Below are 19,775 nucleotides of genomic sequence, written 5' to 3'. Positions count from 1 at the left end.
AAACAATCCTATACTATCGCTATTTTCTCTCTTGAAAAATAAATAAAAGGCCCTATATTAATTTTTGAGCGTGGCTCACTACGTCTTTTTAAGAGAAGTGTAGTCAACGCTGATTGGTTTTGTTTCGTATCGCTTCTAGAGGAGGATATGCGATGAACTCAATTGATTTTACTCCCCTTTACCGCAGTTCTGTAGGGTTTGATCGGTTAGCTTCGCTGCTTGACTCAGCTTTACATAATGACCATACCAGCAATACTTATCCACCCTACAATATCGAGGTTATTGATGATAACCGTTATACCATTTCTCTGGCTGTAGCGGGTTTCAGCCGAGAAGATCTCGATATTAAAATGGAGCAAGGCGTATTAACCGTAAAAGGTAAAAAAGCTGAAGAAAAAGCAGAAAGAAAGTACCTATACCAAGGTATAGCTAATCGGTCATTCGAGCGCCGTTTCAACCTGGCAGATTTTGTTGAAGTCACCGGCGCTGAGTTAGATAATGGTCTGCTGACCATTAATTTGGTTAGGGAAATACCAGAGGCAATGAAGCCTAAAACCATTGCTATTAATGCTGCTAACAAGGTCTTAGAGCATAAGACTGCTAAAGAAAAAGTAGCTTAATAGTTTTGCCCTCAACAAGGGGTATATACTTCATTACCTTTAGTGTGTATAGCTAACCAGCAAGAGGAGTCTTACCTGGCAGTGATACTATATCCTTCACTTTGGGTATATTGTCACTGCCGTTAATGTTTTTTATCTAAAAAACATTAATAGTTTCCTTATAACTAAAGGTTAAAAATAAGCTTACTCAAAATTAAGTATTAATTGTTGCTTCAGATGGAAAAGGATAACGCGCTTTTATTTCTTTTACCTTAGCAATCCATTTGTGCTTTTTTGCATCAGCATTACTTGGGTTCGCGATCAGATCATAATCATATTCATTTTTCAGAGGATCAGCTTCTCTTGTATAATCACTCCTTCGTTTAGCTTTAATACGATCTATTGTCTCATGATACTTATCACTATTATTTTTAATACGCCAAATATTATTATCTAAAATCAGTTCATCATCAAAATTACATACTAGCGGCTGCCAAGTTGGGTCATGTAAGATGATGTGCTTAACACCAGCTTCATCAATATAAAAATTTTTCATGGTTCTCGCATCAACAACTTTTAAGCCATCAAACCTCAACAAAGTAAGAGGAACACTAAAACTATCACCCTCAATACAAGATTTATTTTCACTTAAGCTTTGGTAAAATTGCGCACCCTCAAGAACAATATCATTTTCTATTAGATAGAACATCAATACCAACCTATAACTTTAATTTCAACATTTTTTAACATTGTTGCACCCTTACTGTTAACTCCCCAACCATCACCCAACATAACAATAGTACCTTCATTACTATGGTTAGACTTAGTGGGAACAGATATATGAAACTTCTTTTCTGTAAATGCAACCACAACCCCACCATAACTCTTACCTTCTTTATCATCGTCAGTGGTATTTGCAAATCCAGATAAATAAATCGCATCAATATTTCCCTGATTACCTTCCTGTCCATCCGCTTTAATTTGTGCCACCCACCGATTTGGAATACGACGCAAGTTATGCTTAGCTTCCTTATAAGAGTTTTTTCCTGCTTGAGCTGATATTTTAATCCATCCAGAGTCAAAACATGGCCTTGTCTTATCACTGGAAACTATTTCATAAATATCATTTTCTGGCAATAATGTTACCAATAAAATATCATCATAGTCTCCATCAAAATCTTCATTTATATGGCTTTGTTTTTTAGGATTATATTTACTATCTTCCAAGTCATTTAATGAAAACCCTTTCAGTGGATTCCATCTTAAGTGATATATTTTATTATTATCGATATTGAAAGTCCGCTGTGCTTCTGTATAACTTTCTGTAGGGAAGTCCTTATGCCCACGCCATCTGATTACCTGGCCTTTATCTATTGTTATAGTGCCATTCCCATTATCTGTAATTGTCAAACGATGCTCTTTATTTAATACTTCAGGATAAATTGGCAGTCTCGATAACTCTGTTGATATCAGTTTTTGGCTTGAATTATATATTTCCTTCTTTACATACTGATTATGAGGGTTGTTATCTTTGATGTGACTATCAAGTTGATCAAAAACAAAGCCCTGTGATGCCATAACAACTGAAGGATCAACTTTCAGCTGTACATTTTCTGCATTAGATACTTCAAAAAGCACTTTCAAATAAAGGCTACTACCTGATCCCTGGGTAAGTTTTGGTTTATAGGTTTTAGGATAACCTCCAATAACCACTAAATCGCCTTCATCATCGACAATACCAAACTCTGTGATATACCAACCACCAATATCTTCAGGAATAAACGCTTCAACAGATAAATAATTTTCATTTTTATTATCTACGTAAATACGGTTAATATTTCCTTCCCAACGTAGATTAACCAGCTTTGAGTCATCTTCTGTAGGAAAAACTGCTTTTCCTTTTTTATCGCCGCCATCACCTACTTGTATTTTTGACAAGTTAAGCGTTTTCCCAAGCACATGATAATTGACCAATTTGGCCTTACCCACCTGAGTCAACAGGCTATAAAACTGTTGTTCCATATATATTACCCAATCATTGCCTCAAATAGACATCACTTCGCCCTGCGTCTTGATGGGTCTTATTATTACTTCTTGAGACTCTGATTATCAGGTGAAATATTTCACAACTTTAACTGCCACCAAAGTGATTCCAGATCATCAAACAGCTTACACTCGATTTAGTAATACCTAAGCTTCCAAGCTTTATAATTTGCAGGTAAACTGCCGTGTGTTGTAACGGAATTCTGTACAAAGGAACTTGTCATGATAGTAAAGAAACCGCTCCAATTTGTTGTACACTTTTTTTTCATAGCCGTTTTCATGATGGTTGCACTGATTAGCCAAGCTCATGCCCAAGGCAAGGTGGTAGGTATCATCAGTGTAGATTGGGAGGGTCGAGTACTAGATGAAAAAAATTTAGCTGCAATGAAGTCCTTTCGGGAAGATTATCCACATATTGGGCTACTACACTTCTTAAATGCAGCGTATTACACCAAGCCAAATGCTGACTCTTTTGAAGTATCACAAAAAATTAAGCAAGTGCTGCGCAATAATGATGAGCATGGTTTACATGTTCATGCCTGGCGCTCTCTTGTTGAATACGCAAATGTTACGTTCAGACGATCCCCTAACTGGTCTTACCCTGGTCCAATATCACTTAATAGCTGCCACACCACTGGTGACTGTGGAGCTAATGTCCCCATTAGTGCTTATACAACGGATGAGTTAAAAGACATTATCAGTGTCAGTAAGCAAATTCTGATCAATAATGGATTTAATCAGCCCGTCAGTTTTCGTGCTGGTGGATGGATGGCAGAACCCAATGTAATAGCCGCATTATCTGCAGAAGGATTTTTATTTGATTCCTCTGCAACAGCGCCTGAGCTGCTAAAAGGGAGGCGTTGGTCTAATCGATTGTATAACTGGCTTAATGGTTTATGGACTACCATTACACCTGTCTCACAGCCCTATCTTATAGGTCCTATGTCTTCACCATTATGGGAAATTCCAGATAATGGTATTCTGGCAGATTATATTACTGGGCCAGAAATGTTGGCAGTATTGAAACAAAATATTGAAAAGTGGCGACAAGATCCTCAACAAACTATTTATGTTTCAATTGGCTTCCATCAGGAAACTGCAGCCAAATATTTACACCGTATCCGTGATGCAGTTGATTTGTTCGAAGCTTATGCTGAAGAGCAGCAAGTACCTTTTGAGTGGGTTCAGCTACCATTAAGCCCATCGACCTTCTAAATAGCTCTTTTATTCTTACTTTATAGCTTAAAATTCGCTAGCCAGATTTGGAAACAAACGGCTAGCGTTTTCAATTTTCATTGATTACTGAAACTTAGACCCAAAGCGCGCAATCACTTCTGGATCTTTTACATGATGCTCTCCTTTTATTTCACTAGATAGCTTTGCCATAAAGTCGATTAAATACTTTGCATTGTGGACTGCTATTTTCCGGCCTGTTGCAGTTTGCATCGTTTCAGGCAACGTTAATAGCTTCTGTTGAAAGTGATCAAGCGCATACTGACGGTCATTCAGCTCACGAGCATCAGCAAATAAGTCATTCCCATCAAATAATGCTTGTCCCATTAACCCACCAACATAGAACACTCTGGCCAAACCAATAGCCCCTAATGCCTCTATTCGATCAGCATCCTGAACAATCTTTGCTTCTATTGTTGTTGGCTGGATGCCTGCACTAAAACTATGAGTACAGATAGCATGCTCAACAGCTTCATAACACACCTTAGGAAAGTCCGGAAAACGTTCAGCTAAAATGGCAAGTGTTTTACGTGCCGCTAACGTCGATGACAAATGCCTATCAGGGCTATTTTTAGGCAAATTGACAATATCATGAAAGTAACAGGCGGTGATAACAACCAGTTCATTCCCCCCTTCTACCCCCAAAATTCCTTTAGCAGTATTCCACACCCGTTTTACGTGGTTTAAGTCATGCGACTTATCACCTGCTTCATTTAACTCTGTTTCCAGGAATGCTGAAAACCTATTTTCCCAATCTGTAATCTTCAAATGAACTACCTGTTATTGACCTATCTTGAGTTTAAAACATACTGCATTTAATACATTAAAGTAGTGCTCAAATATTGTTCAGCACCTTTACATTAGCTATACTGTATATAAGTACAGTATAGCTAATGTAAAGATATGACTATTGCTCTATGTGACGCCAATAACTTTTATGCCAGTTGTGAGCGGATATTCAGACCTGATTTAGCAGGCCAACCCATTGTTATCCTTAGCAACAATGATGGCTGTATTGTCGCACGCTCAGCAGAAGCTAAAGCCTTAGGTATTGGCATGGGCATTCCTGTATTCAAGGCTCGCCACATCATTCAGCAGCATAACATTGCTGTATTTTCATCCAACTACAGCTTATATGGAGCAATGTCTCAACGGCTTATGAGTATACTGGAAAGCTTTACACCTAATGTAGAAGTTTACTCTATCGATGAAGCCTTTTTAGACTTAACTAATCTCAATATAAACGCGTCAAACCTGACAAACTATGGTCAGCAGGTTCGTACCACGTTAGCGCAATATTGCGGTCTCCCGATGAGTATTGGCATTGCCTCGACTAAAACACTCGCGAAGCTTGCTAATCACTATGCTAAACAACATGTTGAGTACAATGGTGTGTATAAAGTTCTACCAGGACAAGAAGCAACGTTACTCAAAGCCATGCCACTTGGTGAGGTATGGGGAATTGGCCGTAAATTAACTTATAAACTGCAGGCTATGGGCCTATCTACAGCTTATGATCTAGCCTGTATTCCACCCAAAGTGATTCGCAAACACTTCAGTGTGTTACTAGAGCGCACAGTGAGAGAACTTAATGGTGAACCTTGTATTGATCTCATACTTGAAGCCCCAAGTAAGCAACAGATCATCTGTAGCCGATCATTTTCCAAGCGCGTCTTTAATTTAACCGACTTACAAGAAGCTATCAGTAGCTATACATCACGAGCATCCGAAAAGCTTCGGCAACAAAACTCTACAGCAAAAACAATAATGGTTTTCATTCGAACCAGCCCTTTTGACCATAATGGACAATACCGACGCAGTGCTTTTATACCAATGCCTTACCCTACTATGGACACTCGTATACTCATTACAAACGCCTTAAAAGGACTAAAAGCAATTTATCAACCTGGGTTCGCTTATGCCAAAGCGGGGGTTATGCTTTGCGAATTGAGAGAGGCATGCTCAGTTCAACATGACTTCTTTACAAAGCAATACGACACGACAAAAACACTACGACTTATGGATACTATTGATGCCATCAATAACCAGTTTAACAACGGTATTTTTTTGGCCAGCAATGGTATTCAACAAGATTGGCGGATGGCGCGCTCACAGTTATCACCAAACTATTTAAGCAATTGGAATCATGTCAAACATGTACTGGTTAAGTAAACACAAATTTAAAAGATATCGATTATTTCTCTGGTATGTTCATATAGTTTAATAAAAGTGCCATCTACATTAATAGTTATTGCACCATCTCTGCCTAAGGGTACAACTACTTTTCCTCGCACATAGATTGAGTCATCTAAAATATCACCTTTACCAAGTTTTTTCTGCCATCCTGGTGGTAAAGGCTTTCCACGGTTTACATTTTTCTGCAACCCAGGAGGTAAGCTATTATAGTTATCATGGTGCTTATCATTTTTAGCTAAAGCCGGACTTATCATTGAGTTTAAATAAATAATTAACAAACTTGTTAATAAATATTTCATTGTGACCACCTGCAAACTATAGTTTGACTATAAATACTGATATATTTTGAGGTAAAAATATATCCAGACAAATTCTAACATTATGGTTTAATTAGCTAAGAGTAGGGCATAAAGCACAGCTTTTCTAAACGATATTTTTAGATTGAAAAATAAGTGAGATTAAGGTCACATAACATTGATCATCAAGCTTATATTTTTCTACAACAGAATAACGATAAGCAATATGCAAACTGTTAGCATAATACGTAAACTTTAACAACTTAGAAATATACAAATAAACACAAAGATCATACTTTATAAGTAAGTCCTTCATGATAGAATGAGCGATTAGTGTAAATTGCTTTAAATAGAGGTAATAAGTATGTCAGGACAGGGTTCTGGCGGTAATGTCATAGCCGCATTGTGTAGCTTTTTCATTCCTGGCTTAGGTCAGCTGGTTCAAGGCCGCTTGTTAGCAGCTATCTTGTTCTTCATTTTTACGGGTGGTGCATATGGCTTATCATTTCTACTTATTCCTTTGATTGTTGCTATCCCATTACACATCTGGTGTATTATTGATGCCGCTATATTCAAATCTACAAGCTAATATCAATAGGAGATGCCAGGATGGCATCTATCCAGTATATAACAAAGAGTACAAACTAAGCCCTTATTCACGCCAATACTCAGCTCTATCCAGAGCGTCAGCACAGACCACCTTGGCTTCAACTGAACCTAGTATACCTGGCTTTAACGACTGAACCATCCAAGCATCAGCATGTTGCTCAGGTATAGGATAAGGGGCATGTAGGCCTTGACAGCCTGCTGGGAAAAAACCGTACCGAGGGTAGTAGCTTGGATGCCCTAGCACAAAAACAAGATCAGCCCCCCTGTCAGAAAGCGTTTCTAACCCTTGCTTTATTAACTTACCTCCAATACCCTGCTGCTGATGTGAAGGAATTACAGCAAGAGGAGCAAGTAATACAGAAGACACTTTTTGTACAGTATCGGACAAACGGCAGGTCGTAAATAAAATATGACCTACTGCGATATCGCCAACACAAGCCAAAAGTGAAAGAATTGGCTGGGCACTCTGATCATTAAATAAGTTAACAACAAGCTCTGCCTCTTTATCATTAGCAAAAGCCTCAGTATGTATATTAATAATGTCTGCCAAATCGCTATCAGTTGATTCTCTAATATACATATCACTAAAGTCCTTTAAACATTGTCATAGACCGATTATATTATTAAAAAAATAACTATGCTATTTAGCAGATACAAGTTTAATAGAAAGCCAGCTATACCCAAAACGAAGGGTTTTTAGTGGGGCTAGCTGGGCCGTCAAGCGATGAAGCCCCCGGAGCTTATATTAATAAGTGACTGGGGTGAAGAGTGAAGATATCAAAACCTAGAAATCATTCGTGAAGGGTATACTGACATTTAGGACAAGAAAAATGGAACTAACAGAGTCTATGCTTAAACAGTACATTTTAGAAAAGCCAGAAGCTGCGGAAGATTACCCTTTTGGACCTGATGTTGCCGTTTTCAAAGTATTAGGCAAAATGTTTGCATTAGTTTCATCAGAAGACGGTATTCTTAACATGAACTTAAAATGTGATCCAGTTGAAGCAGTCCAACTAAGGGACCTATTTAGCGCTGTGAGGCCTGGTTACCATATGAATAAAAAACACTGGAACACTGTAATCATTGATGGTTCACTACCTAACAGTGAAATAGAAAGAATGATTGATAACTCATACAGTTTAGTTGTAAAAGGTCTAACTAAAGCAGCACGAACAGGTCTGGAACTAAGACATGGTAAAGCAGTCATATACAAAACATCATAATGTCGCTCCCTCAATGTCTTTTATAAACTTGCTGATAAATAATGTGTAGTATAAGCAAAGCCGTACAATGAGAAAATACAGATTAGCAATAATTATAATTATGTCTTTCAGTGCTTTTATTGGTTACCTTGTTTTTCCCAATAAAATATTTTTTTACATTATGATCATGTATGCAACTTTAAGTGTGTTCACTTTTTTTATATACAAGATTGATAAGTCGGCCGCTGAAAAAGGTTCTTGGCGGACCAGCGAGAATACCTTGCATTTTTTAGCAACTCTTGGTGGTTGGCCTGGCGCTATGATAGGCCAGCAAGTGTTTAATCATAAAACCAAAAAAACATCCTTTCGTATTATTTTTTGGATATCCATACTGCTCAATATAAGCTTGTTAACTCTATTTTTAATATATACCCCGTGGTATAATTTTGCTTCTTATTAGCATTAATAAAGTGAACAAACTGATGCAGTTTAAAATAGCCGAAATTGAAGATATCGAGAGTACCTTAGCCCTTCACTATAAATACCAAATTGATTCTATTGAAGAACAAGATAAGGAAAGTGGCTTTGTAACAACCGCATTTACCAAGGAACAACTGAAACATCTAATAGAAAAAGAACAGGGTCTGTTTATTGCGAAAGATGACAATAAAGTAGTTGCCTACGTGATGGCTGCATCCTGGCAGTTTTGGTCTGCTTGGCCAATGTTTGCTCATATGATTAAGGATTTACCTAATCTAACGTATAGAGGTCAAACACTCTCCATCGATAACTCTTATCAATACGGCCCAATATGTATTGATAAGCATCTTAGAGGCCGTGGAACATTAGAAGCAATATTTGATTTTGCAAAACAGGAAATGTCGAAGCGCTATCCTATACTGGTCACTTTTATTAATAAAGTTAATTCAAGATCATTTGAAGCGCATACAAGAAAGCTTGGCCTTGATGTAATTCAAGAGTTTACTTATAACAACAACCATTACTACGAGCTTGCATGTCTCACACAGGAAAAGTGCTAAGTGCACTTTTCCTGTATTATGCCCTTCATAAAAAATCTTTACAATAAGAACAATATACCCAATACGAATGATTTCTAGGTTTTGTTATCTTCACTCCTCACCCCAATCACCTATTAATATAATATAGGCTCATGGGGCTTCGTCATTCGATGGCCGCACCTAAAAACCATTCGTATTGGGTATAGTAAACATATTCGCAATCTGAAAGTCTGTTTACTTTTTACTCAATAAAGCAAACCATAGTTCAGATGCTTCTGCCTCCTCAGATTCAGCATTATCTCTATTACAAACCCCACCAATTAGCTGAGGAGTATTATATTTTAAATTGACTTCAGTTTTAATCAGTGTGCCACTCGAACCTTTGTATAATGTATGTAACGTAACACCCAGTAATTTTTGACTAGGATCTTCAGGTTCACTAAACAGTTTACCGGTAATAACTAATTTATTCTCATTTTTTGTTGTCGAATCAACATTGAAACTTTTGTCTGGATCGACATTAATAATACTAACCAAATTATTTTTTATTTTTTTGTTTACTAAATCATCACCACCAAACAAGATCTCTTTACAGATTTTTTCACTACTCTCACTTACTTGATAAAACTTCAATACATCTGCCGATACAAATTGTGACAACAAAATGGTACTTATTAAAAATAATTTATAAATTTTCATAATCTTTTCATTGGCTATCAAATATGGATAAAACATTTCACCGAGAGTATCAATAATTACCTGTAAGACTTGATTTTTTGTTATTAATTCCAGTTCACTTTACTATTAAATAAAATATAATCTCTATCATGAAGCCTGAGCAAGGTAATAAACCCGTAAAATATGCAACTCGTCATAACTAACTTCTTCACTACAGGCTTGATAAACCGGCTTTAAACGTTCAAAGCCAACTTCTTTGAATAGAAGAAGCACTTGTTTCTGTTGTACCTCAGACAGCTCAGAAAGAGAAAGAAGGTCTTTATCCTGTCGCAACTTACCACCATCCATCATAAAATGATACAGATGACTTAAAATAGTATTTTGAGTAACATTTAGGTCATTTTTTAACTGATCAATTGTCTCTCCATGATTATATCGGTCACTAACCATAATATATTTTCGAGGCTCAATTTTACGTTTTTTTATTTTACTTGATGGTAATATACTTTTAGGTTTTTCTTGAATATTATTCTGTGTGCAGTAATGCATAATGATATCTAGAAAAGCATCACCATATTTTTCAAATTTTGCATCACCCACGCCATGGATAGTCAGCATGCTTGTTCTTGTCTGTGGATAATAGATACACATTTCCTGCAGTGATTTGTCTGAAAAAATGGTATAAGGTGGTACATCCATATTATCTGCTAATTCTTTTCGATAGTGTCTAAGCTGACTAAAAAGAATTTGATCGTAATTTAACTCATCTAACAGTTTATTACTGCGGCTTGACGTGGATACAAGTCTTGCTCGTACAGCGCGCTGTCCACGCATTACTTGCCAGGAATTTGCATTAAGTTTCAAACTACCTAAACGCAAGTCTTGAACAAGTATACCTTGCTGAATAAGCTGTCTCGCAAGTAGCATCCAAGTATCTTTATTGTATTCCAGTCCAATATTGTACGTAGATAACTGGTGATGATTATTACTCATTACTTTGGCTGAGCTTGATCCTCTAAGCACATCAATAATATAAGACGCGCCAAATATCTCACCCGTTCGTTTTACACAAGATAAAAACTTCTGAGCAGCGACTGTAACATCAGTTTTGGGCGTTTTTTCTTCTAAACAATTATCACACAGCTTACAGTTTTCTGTTGAATAGTCTTCGCCAAAATAATTTATGAGTATTTCACGTCTACAGTCTTCTGTTTCAGCATAGCCGACTATTGCTTGGAGATGTGTAATGGCATGAGCTTGTTCATGCTCAGTCATCCGTTCAATAAAGTATCTGAGCTTTTGGATATCACTATATCCAAATAATAATAGACAATGAGCAGGTAGACCATCACGCCCTGCACGCCCAATCTGCTGATAATAGCCTTCTATATTTTTTGGTAAGTCATAATGTAGAATAAACCGAATATTTGGTTTATTAATCCCCATCCCAAATGCTACTGTAGCAACGATAATACTAACATCGTCCCGGATAAACCTGTCTTGATTTGCTGCACGTTCCTCATCACTTAGTCCTGCGTGATAGGGCAATACCGAATAGCCCTGATAGTGAAGATGAGCAGTTAACTCATCTACTTGACGTCGGGTTAAACAGTAGATGATTCCTGACTGCTGCTTGAAACTGTCCAAAAACTGAGCTGTTTGCTGTAATGGGCTTTTTTTAGGCAATACCTGAAGATACAGATTAGTCCTATCGAAGCTGGCAATGAATGTATTTTGAGTATCTAAATTAAGGTTATTACATATGTCTTTTTGAACCTGAGGTGTTGCCGTTGCAGTGAGTGCCACATAAATGGCATGGGGAAATATACTTCGTAGCTGTAAGAGTTGACGGTACTCAGGTCTAAACTCATGTCCCCATTCGGAAATACAATGGGCTTCATCAATAGTTATACAGGCAATATCGATCGTAGATAACAATGACAGAATTTTTCTTTGCAAGAGTGTTTCTGGAGCTAGATATATTAACTTCACATCTTTTCGCAAAATCATATCAATATTGTGCTGATACTCTTGAACACTCAAACTGCTATTCAAAAATACCGCACTTACACCCAGTTGCTTTAGCTGTTCAACCTGATCTTTCATCAACGAAATCAGTGGTGATACGACAATCGTAATGCCTGAAAACAACAATGCAGGAATTTGGTAACAAAGTGACTTACCTCCTCCTGTAGGCATGATAACAAGCGTATCCTTACCAGATACAATATTGGTAATCACTTCCTGTTGTAGTGGACGAAAGTTGTCGTAACCAAATACATGCTTCAGAACATGTTGGGCTTGCTCTATCATAAGACTGTCAACTGAGATCCTTCGAAGCTCACATTGCTATTCTCGCCGCACTGAAGACCTTTTCCCAACGCAGCACACATTCCTGGCTATTATGCCACTCATTACTAATCAAGCCAAAGTGATTATTTTTTATCCAAGATCATTTGCATAAACTTCATTCCCACCATCCTTGATGCTCAAGAGTGCTGATCTCGATGTCCTCTATGTGAAACAAACCCTACTAATGTATGGGCTACACATTAGAACAGCTTAGCTGTCCCGTTAGGGTAAGGGCTGTGGATAACATGCATAAAATGATGCGTGAAGGGTATACTTAAAGTTTGGCTTGACAAATACACCACATATCTATCTTCTATAGCAATAAATCAAGGATATTATTAAAAATAACGGAATACAGGCATGATAAAAAAAATAATTCCATTAACCTACTTGCTCACTTATGCTTCTTTATCCATCGCATCAGATATTATCCGTATCGATAAACAATCCTGTCCAGATGATTATGTTTATGTTTCTTTGCGTGATGTAGCAGCAGAAAGAAGCAAGTATTGCCTTCTGCTTAATGACTGGGATATTGCTCGCATAAATAATAAGGCATCAATATCAGGTCCAGGTTATGGTTGTAAAGTAATTAAGCATGATACACGTCACTTAGGTACATCACTCTGTAAGCTTATAGATCAAGAGGAACCTCCTAAAAAAGATATGCTGAAAGTTGCTTACATTGAAGTAAATGATAATCCAATTCGTGATGCCGGGTGCTTTATCACAGAAAACGGTAAACCATTATTTGATATTGCAGTAATTTTTGCTGCAAATATCAACTACGATGGTGAAAAAGCCATTCTCCATTTTAACCCCCAAGTAAATGACTTATTAGAAAACAATATTCACCAAGTTCGAGAGCTTCAAGCAAAAGGCATTAAAGTTGTATTAGATGTACTTGGTAATCACCAAAATGCCGGATGGTCCTGCTTTGCCAACATTCAGCAAGCACGTGCGTTTGCAGAGGTATTAAAAAATGCTGTTGATAAATATGAACTTGATGGAATTGATATTGATGACGAATACTCAAAGTGCAACCAGGAATATGAAGACTCACTAATTAAAGTCACAAGTGCTCTTCGAGAAATTATGCCTAATAAAATTATTTCCAAAGCACTCTTTCATGATCAAAGATATTTTGAAACAGAATGGCAACATAAAAAACTCCATGAACAACTTTCGTATGGATGGGAAATGAGTTACTGGGCAGCAAGCTGTAACAGAGTAGCAACCTATTTAAACGCAGGTATGTCAAAAGAAAAGCTTGGTATAGGTGTATCAACTGTGATAACGCCACCATCCACAGCTAAAGCAATCTCGACATGTTTAAAATCTCAGCAACTTGGAGGCGGCATGATGGTCTTTAATGTAAACAAACATTCTGAATCGTTCCTACAAAGTATTTGGCCTGATGTAAAAGCAGATCAACGTTGCTTTAATGAGTAATCTTCGCCAATATTTGTCAAACAGTTATTGAGTATCCTGTACAAAAAATCCTTAATGAAGGTTTAGAAAAAAATTATGAGTAATTGGAATACCGAAACAGCTGAGTGGTATGCCAACAAGTATGGAGAATACCCCACCAATAAACTTGGTGTTGAAGCACTTAATTTACCTCCATCCTCAACAGTTATCGATATCGGGTGTGGCACCGGCTGCGCATTAAGGCACGCGGCTAAACAAGTTACAAATGGCCTATTAATTGGTGTTGATCCAGTCCAGCGCATGATAGAAATAGCCCGTGAAAAAACAGTTAATCACTCAAAGGAAAACAACATAATATTTAAAGAAGGTAGCGCCGAAAGCCTACCTATTGAAACGTCCTCAGCTGACTTTGTATTTGCTTTTGACTCTTTTGATCACTGGCTAGATCAGCAACAAGGCTTAAAAGAAGCTCATCGAGTACTAAAGCCTGAGGGGAATTTTGTTGTCATAAAAGATGGAGGATTACCCCATGGAACTGAAGCAAGGCGTACATTTCTAGCTGCATTAGCGAACACAGAGTTTGAAATAGTTGAAGAACAAACGATTGAAGATGATGAAGTTTCATTCACAATGTGGGTATGCTCAATAGATAATTAATACCTTAATTTTAAAGCATTTATTCACAAAAAAATGATTAATGGGTAATCATGTCCATACTTGATTACCTATAATAAGAAGAATGCCATAACTAACATTTTTTCAAATATGCATTTTTCAAATAAGATATTCGCTTTTATCCTTTTCAAGGTACTCCTATCTGTTGGGTTAAGCACAAAGGCAGATAATACAGCTATTCTTATCGCCACTGGAGAATATCCACCCTGGACCTCTCAACAAATTAAAAAAAATGGCTTTGTTAATCACGTCATATCAGAAGCATTTATGCGGCAAGGCTATAAAGTAGATTATATCTACTTACCATGGGCTCGAAGCTACGCTGATACTGAAAGTGGTAAGTATGCAGCTCTTTCTTACTGGGCCTGCACAGAAAAAGTCCAGCCAACTTTTTACTGTAGCGATTACATGCACAAAGAGGCTTACGTTTTTTTTCACGAAAAGACTTTACCTTTTCCTAACTGGGAATCATTATCGGATTTAACTGGGCTTCGTATTGGGGCAACACGAAGCTATACATATACGAAAGAGTTCTGGAACGCATACGAAGACAGATCTCTAAATATCATCATTAACAACGATGATAATATCAGCTTTAATATGTTAGTCAGAGGCAGATTAGATACCATTATAGTATCTTCCATTACAGGATCAATGATCCTAAACAAACAGTTTCCTCCAGAGATCATACAAAATATAACTTTCAATGACCGACCTCTTGTCGAGAATACCGCTCACTTATTGTTACCTAAAAAAATCAAATCCTCTCTAGAGCTACTTAAAGCATTCAATACAGGTCTTGCAGAAATCAAACAGGATGGAACATATGATAAGTATATGAATGATTTAATTATGGGGAAATATTAAATCTAAATCTTAAAGCAAAACAAAACCGATAATTTTATTACCGGCTTTACTCTAAAGAAAGCAAGCATAAAATATCAACAGCTAAGCTTACTCCAATTACCAATAATTGATTTTCTTCTATACAGTACCGCTAATAATAAGAAAGCAATTAATTGTACAAAAGGAGAAGGTGAGCTTACAGCTACAATGAAGTGCATAGCATCAAATGTAATAACCTGTTCAGCTACCGAGAGATCGGTAAAAGGAATATCAAAAAAAACTTCATCAGGTCCATTATATTCAAAAATAGATTCTGCTGCTGTAGACATATCTGTAAAATCACTTAATGTAATCGGTGAAATAACTCCAGAGCCAAAATTTTGTACATCTAATGCTCCAGTGGCACCATCAAGCGTTAAAAGCAAAGCATAAAAAATATTATCAGGTACACCCATGCTTAACTCGTCAGGCAAAACAGGTAAGACTAAAGATTCTAAAGACATTCCTTCAATTTCAGTAGAAAGTAATGGTTGATTCAACTCAAGAGTTGGTTGGTCACTTACAACAACACCATAAAAGGCCGTTGCAGGGTCCTTTGATCCTCTAACGGTTAAGCCTCCTAATGAAAATGATCCACTTGCTTTTACTAATCCCGTGCTAGCTAATGATCCATCTATTGCCGATGCTGCTGCACCACCTCTTGCGTAGGCACCTGCTGCTGCAAAGTCACCTTTAGAAGCATTGGCAAAAGCAGAGGCTGTCCCTCGAAATCCAAGTAGCCAGCTGGCACCAAATGCATTTGCAATAGCTGAATCATTCCCCGTTGGAAGTGGGTGAGCAAAAAAATCACTGCTATTACACGCTACTCCAGCACCTGTTACACTGAATTTTGGACCACACAAACCAGCTGTCGCTGCCCCAGTTCCCCCTAAAGTATGGGCGACTGCAAATGACATAGCAACTGACGTTTGATTTTTTACAACAAACTTCAAACCATCAAGCGCAACTTTGATTGGACCAGCATAGGAATAAATGGGAATAAAGCTAAAAAGTAAAAGTGAAATTAATAGAGATTTAAGTATTTTCATGATATATCCTCTAGCGTTAAATGTTTTAACACGAGTGCATATTCCATTCCATACCCTAAAACCCTATAAATATTTAAATTTATTTAATATATTCAACAAAATGTATGCTTAGCCAACATATTATTTTTATAAAACCCATCATATCTTAAGCTATCATTAAATATCGTATATTCAACAAAAATAAATTTTAAGCTCTATTTAATCAAAAAAACCATCCTCTCCTTATAACGCGCCAACATAAGTTATTTGCAACAATAGCTTACTTATTCATTAACTTGAAAATTCATGAGCTCAGCCTTTTTACTCATTGTTAAACATCTAAACACGCTCTACCATATAGCAATTCTAAAAACCCAAATTATAAAACCCTTTATTTTTCACCCGTCCTCTAAGCTAGAATTCAATCACCTAACTCTTAAAGCTATTTATTTTTGTTTTTAAATACCCATAAATAGGTAAAAAAACATACATGTTAACTGTTAAATTTACAATTTGAATGAAGAGTAATTAAACTACACATTATCTTGCTCGGAGCTACTACCTAAAAATAAAGATGTATATACCCAATACGAATAACTTCTAGGTTTTTCTTATTTTAGAGGCAGACAATTGTTTTCACTTACTGCTAGTGTTTTTTTCAACTTTATGCTCTTTCAAAAAAGTGACATTTTGTTTATGCACTGCTAAATGGTAAACATCCATTTCAACTCTTTTATTCAAAGAAAAAAGCGCTTTTTCTGCTTCACTTGATTTATTAAGTGCAGCTAAGAGTAAAATTGAAGATAATTGCTGTACTCTCTTAGCACTTTCATCAATATTTTTTAGCATACCCTGTGCAGCACGTAATGACTTTTTAGGAATCATAGGTGTCTGAAATATATAATTTTTTATAAACTTGTTTTTTATAAGAGCGTAGCGATAGTGTGGATATTGCTTTAGCCCCCAGTTATCTCCCGTTGGCAGCGGGTAGAATGTTTCAATATTAAGTTGATCACCCTTCAGTGCTACATAAGTCGTTTGTTGTTTTGAGAACGAAAGTACTGACTTTTTCGAGTGTATGTCAACCACGTCATAACTTGACGCTCGATAATCATGAGCTGATACTTCAATACCATTTCCGCAAAATATAAATGCATTCACTTGTAAAAATGGCTCTATCCCCGCTTTATGTAAATCAGACCCCGGGCATAAGCCTGCGTGTACATTTGTTGTATAACAATGCAGGATAACGCTCACTACTATTGCAAATGATCTCAACATCTTGCCACTTCCGTACTAATATACGGCTCCCCCGCTTAAATACACTATCACACATATAAACTATACCCTATTGAAGGGTATAACTATTTGAGTACAACCAAAGAAAGAAGATGCAGCTTGTAGTGAATTTATTGAAATAACGAGACACGACTTACAGTCTTGATAAGACTTAGATTTCATCTAATCAACACATTAAAAAACACTGAGAGCTATTCAGAACAACAGTTTGGGCTTCATCACATTTGGTTGAACGCTCGTAAACTTCTTTTATAGATATATACTTGGATGAGATACCCAAAACGAAGGGTAGAGTTGTGACGAGTTTAGCCTAAGCGAATTAATGCAATGGACACGAATACCCAAGAAATTCCAGAAACATATTATTTGATAACTGAAGATACAACACCTGACGATGCAGTCAGGTTAATTGCTTCACATGCTCCCCAATCAACTATTCAAATCCTCCATGCACACGACATAAAACATGAGTGGCTTGAACAATGTCCACCTCATACAATTTTAATATTATATTTATCTGACAACCTATTAAAACAAATAATTACCCAAGTAAGTGGTAGCCACTGTACTATCGCTATTCTTCCACACCCCGACTCTCCAAATGCAGTCGTTGGTTATGGCTTATCAACCAAAATGGCTGATGCTGTACACGATATCTTTAATCATGATACCCATAGCATAGACTTATTAGTATGTAATAATGAGGCCGTTCTTAACTCCGTAGAAATTGGTGACTTCTTAGGTCTAAAGCCTGTCAATATTGGCAGTGGTTCACTCTTCGACCGTTTAAAAGTATTTTTTCAGCAGTGGAGGAAGCTACTTGTAAAGCAGCCTTTTAAAATAACACTGGTAACCCAAAAAGAGAAGTCCATTTCTACCGCCGTATTAGCAATATCGATTGTTGAACATGCACGAAATACACGCTATATCCAAGAGCTGATTGGCGAAACAAATATCAACGACGGTTTATTTCACACATTTCTGTTCTCACCTCGTAGTATACGACAACTTATATTTGGCATGTTCTGCATCGCGATCAAGCCCTCAAGTAAATTACCTGAATTTATAGGGCATATTAAAGCAGGCGCCCTTAATATTACTTGTGAAAGTACGATTAACTACAGAATAGATAGTCAAAAAGCACAGGCTGAAGCACTGCAACTGAGCATAATTCCCCGCGCAATCAATTTGATACCAGGAAAGTATTTAACCATTGATAAGCCTGCAGCCACTCAAAAAGAAAGTTATCGAGTTCAACATTTACCTACTGGTGATACTGTAAATGAATTAGTTACCAAACACCTTCCCTGGCACTTGCATGCAGGAACAGACGAGTTCCGCGATATTTATAATGCACTGAAGGATAATGCGACATTATCTGCCAATTACTTAACGCTAATGGTTTTATCCACTTTGCTTGCGACATTGGGCTTATTTGCAAATGCAGCAGCGGTGCTAATTGGAGCCATGCTACTTGCACCATTAATGGGTCCCATTATCTCAGCAGCGATGGGGGTTGTACGCCAAGATTTCAGTTTAATATCACTGAGCTGCAAGGCTTTATTAGCCGGGTTATCGTTAGCGCTTTTCTTTAGTGTTGTATTAACCTTGATCATTCCACTACAGTTTATTACCACAGAGATGGCCGCTAGGGCATCACCAACATTGTTAGACTTGGGCGTAGCCATTATTTCAGGTATTGCAGGCGCTTATGCCCATGCCAGGGCTGAGATTGCCAAAAGTCTCGCAGGTGTTGCTATTGCGGTTGCCCTGATACCACCTATTGCAACAACAGGTATAGGTATTGGCTGGCTTGATTGGACTATAGTTTTTGGATCTTTCCTACTTTTTCTGACTAACTTGGCTGGTATTGTACTTGCGGCCGCAGCCACTTTTTTTTGGTTAGGCTTTTCACCCTTTACTCGTGCAAAAAAAGGATTACTGTTTTCAATTATGTTGACATGCTTTGTGGCTATTCCATTAGCTACAAGTTTTTATAAAATTGTTCAAAAAAACCGGTGGGAAATAGCTTTATCAACTATTCCTTTAAATAATGCAGACTTACGTAATGTCGTTATACGACGGAGTGATCCTTTATCTGTACACTTTGAACTGGTGACCAATCAGCCTCCTAAAAAAGAGGAGCTTGACTCAATAAAAAAATTGATGGAAGAGAAAATTCAGCAGCCATTACAAATTGAAATGACAGTGATCATTAAGTTTTAGTGAA

General features: G+C 37.1%; 20 protein-coding genes. 11 read left to right on the top strand and 9 right to left on the bottom strand.

Translation table 11 applies throughout. From position 1 onward, the window contains the following. The first annotated feature begins 152 nt into the window (after positions 1 to 152). Complete coding sequence (locus KHS79_RS22665) at positions 153 to 620, top strand: Hsp20 family protein (protein WP_212722326.1); 468 nt, start codon at positions 153 to 155, stop codon at positions 618 to 620. A gap of 193 nt (positions 621 to 813) precedes the next feature. Here KHS79_RS22665 and KHS79_RS22660 read toward each other — a convergent pair whose 3' ends face one another. Both KHS79_RS22660 and KHS79_RS22655 read right to left on the bottom strand, forming a co-directional pair. Next, a complete protein-coding gene (locus tag KHS79_RS22660; RefSeq protein ID WP_212722324.1) occupies positions 814 to 1,308 on the bottom strand; it encodes a hypothetical protein in 495 nt (164 codons plus the stop codon). Continuing rightward, a complete protein-coding gene (locus tag KHS79_RS22655) occupies positions 1,308 to 2,621 on the bottom strand; it encodes a phage tail protein (RefSeq protein ID WP_094789092.1) in 1,314 nt (437 codons plus the stop codon). Before KHS79_RS22655 ends, KHS79_RS22660 begins: the two co-directional genes overlap by 1 nt. Positions 2,622 to 2,864: 243 nt before the next feature. Here KHS79_RS22655 and KHS79_RS22650 point away from each other — a divergent pair, with 243 nt between their 5' ends. Beyond that, positions 2,865 to 3,857, top strand: coding sequence for a polysaccharide deacetylase family protein (locus tag KHS79_RS22650; protein ID WP_212722322.1), 993 nt, complete (start codon positions 2,865 to 2,867; stop codon positions 3,855 to 3,857). Positions 3,858 to 3,941: 84 nt separating this feature from the next. On the opposite strand, the gene KHS79_RS22645 is transcribed toward KHS79_RS22650, so the two are convergent. After that, the gene (locus tag KHS79_RS22645) at positions 3,942 to 4,643 is read right to left on the bottom strand and encodes a phosphohydrolase (protein WP_212722321.1); all 702 of its coding nucleotides are present in this window, start codon (positions 4,641 to 4,643) and stop codon (positions 3,942 to 3,944) included. Between the two features lie 135 nt (positions 4,644 to 4,778). On the opposite strand from KHS79_RS22645, the gene KHS79_RS22640 reads away from it, so the two are divergent. Further along, entirely contained in the window at positions 4,779 to 6,047 is a 1,269-nt protein-coding gene (locus KHS79_RS22640; protein ID WP_212722319.1) for a Y-family DNA polymerase, read from the top strand. Positions 6,048 to 6,055: 8 nt separating this feature from the next. Here the strand turns inward: KHS79_RS22640 and KHS79_RS22635 are convergent, their stop codons facing one another. After that, positions 6,056 to 6,370, bottom strand: coding sequence for a hypothetical protein (locus KHS79_RS22635; protein ID WP_094789096.1), 315 nt, complete (start codon positions 6,368 to 6,370; stop codon positions 6,056 to 6,058). 361 nt (positions 6,371 to 6,731) lie between these two features. Here KHS79_RS22635 and KHS79_RS22630 point away from each other — a divergent pair, with 361 nt between their 5' ends. Then, complete coding sequence (locus KHS79_RS22630; RefSeq protein ID WP_027709443.1) at positions 6,732 to 6,956, top strand: hypothetical protein; 225 nt, start codon at positions 6,732 to 6,734, stop codon at positions 6,954 to 6,956. 63 nt (positions 6,957 to 7,019) lie between these two features. Here KHS79_RS22630 and KHS79_RS22625 read toward each other — a convergent pair whose 3' ends face one another. Continuing rightward, entirely contained in the window at positions 7,020 to 7,556 is a 537-nt protein-coding gene (locus tag KHS79_RS22625; protein WP_212722317.1) for a GNAT family N-acetyltransferase, read from the bottom strand. 250 nt (positions 7,557 to 7,806) lie between these two features. On the opposite strand from KHS79_RS22625, the gene KHS79_RS22620 reads away from it, so the two are divergent. From KHS79_RS22620 to KHS79_RS22610, 3 genes are all read left to right on the top strand, one after another. Continuing rightward, a complete protein-coding gene (locus KHS79_RS22620) occupies positions 7,807 to 8,199 on the top strand; it encodes an MmcQ/YjbR family DNA-binding protein (RefSeq protein ID WP_212722315.1) in 393 nt (130 codons plus the stop codon). A gap of 67 nt (positions 8,200 to 8,266) precedes the next feature. Next, positions 8,267 to 8,638 carry a DUF1294 domain-containing protein gene (locus KHS79_RS22615; protein ID WP_325167590.1) on the top strand — a complete coding sequence of 124 codons (372 nt, stop codon included), beginning with the start codon at positions 8,267 to 8,269 and terminating at the stop codon, positions 8,636 to 8,638. A 22-nt stretch (positions 8,639 to 8,660) separates the two neighbouring features. After that, positions 8,661 to 9,218, top strand: coding sequence for a hypothetical protein (locus KHS79_RS22610; RefSeq protein WP_212722314.1), 558 nt, complete (start codon positions 8,661 to 8,663; stop codon positions 9,216 to 9,218). A 213-nt stretch (positions 9,219 to 9,431) separates the two neighbouring features. On the opposite strand, the gene KHS79_RS22605 is transcribed toward KHS79_RS22610, so the two are convergent. Both KHS79_RS22605 and recQ read right to left on the bottom strand, forming a co-directional pair. Further along, positions 9,432 to 9,896 (bottom strand): hypothetical protein, encoded by a 465-nt coding sequence (locus KHS79_RS22605; RefSeq protein ID WP_212722312.1) that lies wholly within the window; start codon positions 9,894 to 9,896, stop codon positions 9,432 to 9,434. A gap of 126 nt (positions 9,897 to 10,022) precedes the next feature. Next, on the bottom strand, positions 10,023 to 12,188 hold the full coding sequence (gene recQ, locus KHS79_RS22600) for a DNA helicase RecQ (RefSeq protein WP_212722310.1): 2,166 nt from the start codon (positions 12,186 to 12,188) through the stop codon (positions 10,023 to 10,025). 399 nt (positions 12,189 to 12,587) lie between these two features. Between recQ and KHS79_RS22595 the strand changes: the two genes are divergently transcribed. The 3 genes from KHS79_RS22595 (at position 12,588) to KHS79_RS22585 (ending at position 15,200) form a co-directional block, all read left to right on the top strand. After that, the gene (locus KHS79_RS22595) at positions 12,588 to 13,679 is read left to right on the top strand and encodes a glycosyl hydrolase family 18 protein (protein WP_212722309.1); all 1,092 of its coding nucleotides are present in this window, start codon (positions 12,588 to 12,590) and stop codon (positions 13,677 to 13,679) included. A gap of 75 nt (positions 13,680 to 13,754) precedes the next feature. Beyond that, a complete protein-coding gene (locus KHS79_RS22590; protein WP_212722307.1) occupies positions 13,755 to 14,315 on the top strand; it encodes a class I SAM-dependent methyltransferase in 561 nt (186 codons plus the stop codon). Positions 14,316 to 14,423: 108 nt separating this feature from the next. After that, the gene (locus KHS79_RS22585; RefSeq protein ID WP_212722305.1) at positions 14,424 to 15,200 is read left to right on the top strand and encodes a substrate-binding periplasmic protein; all 777 of its coding nucleotides are present in this window, start codon (positions 14,424 to 14,426) and stop codon (positions 15,198 to 15,200) included. 74 nt (positions 15,201 to 15,274) lie between these two features. Here KHS79_RS22585 and KHS79_RS22580 read toward each other — a convergent pair whose 3' ends face one another. Next, the gene (locus tag KHS79_RS22580) at positions 15,275 to 16,267 is read right to left on the bottom strand and encodes a hypothetical protein (protein ID WP_212722303.1); all 993 of its coding nucleotides are present in this window, start codon (positions 16,265 to 16,267) and stop codon (positions 15,275 to 15,277) included. Positions 16,268 to 16,882: 615 nt separating this feature from the next. Next, complete coding sequence (locus tag KHS79_RS22575) at positions 16,883 to 17,407, bottom strand: hypothetical protein (protein ID WP_212722301.1); 525 nt, start codon at positions 17,405 to 17,407, stop codon at positions 16,883 to 16,885. A gap of 465 nt (positions 17,408 to 17,872) precedes the next feature. On the opposite strand from KHS79_RS22575, the gene KHS79_RS22570 reads away from it, so the two are divergent. Beyond that, positions 17,873 to 19,771, top strand: a complete 1,899-nt coding sequence (locus KHS79_RS22570; RefSeq protein WP_212722299.1) for a TIGR00341 family protein — start codon at positions 17,873 to 17,875, stop codon at positions 19,769 to 19,771. Positions 19,772 to 19,775: the final 4 nt, after the last annotated feature.

Source organism: Zooshikella ganghwensis (assembly GCF_018263875.1).
Taxonomy (GTDB): domain Bacteria; phylum Pseudomonadota; class Gammaproteobacteria; order Pseudomonadales; family Zooshikellaceae; genus Zooshikella; species Zooshikella ganghwensis.
Note: the sequence above shows the minus strand (reverse complement) of the source record. Positions and strands in the feature narration are given on the sequence as shown.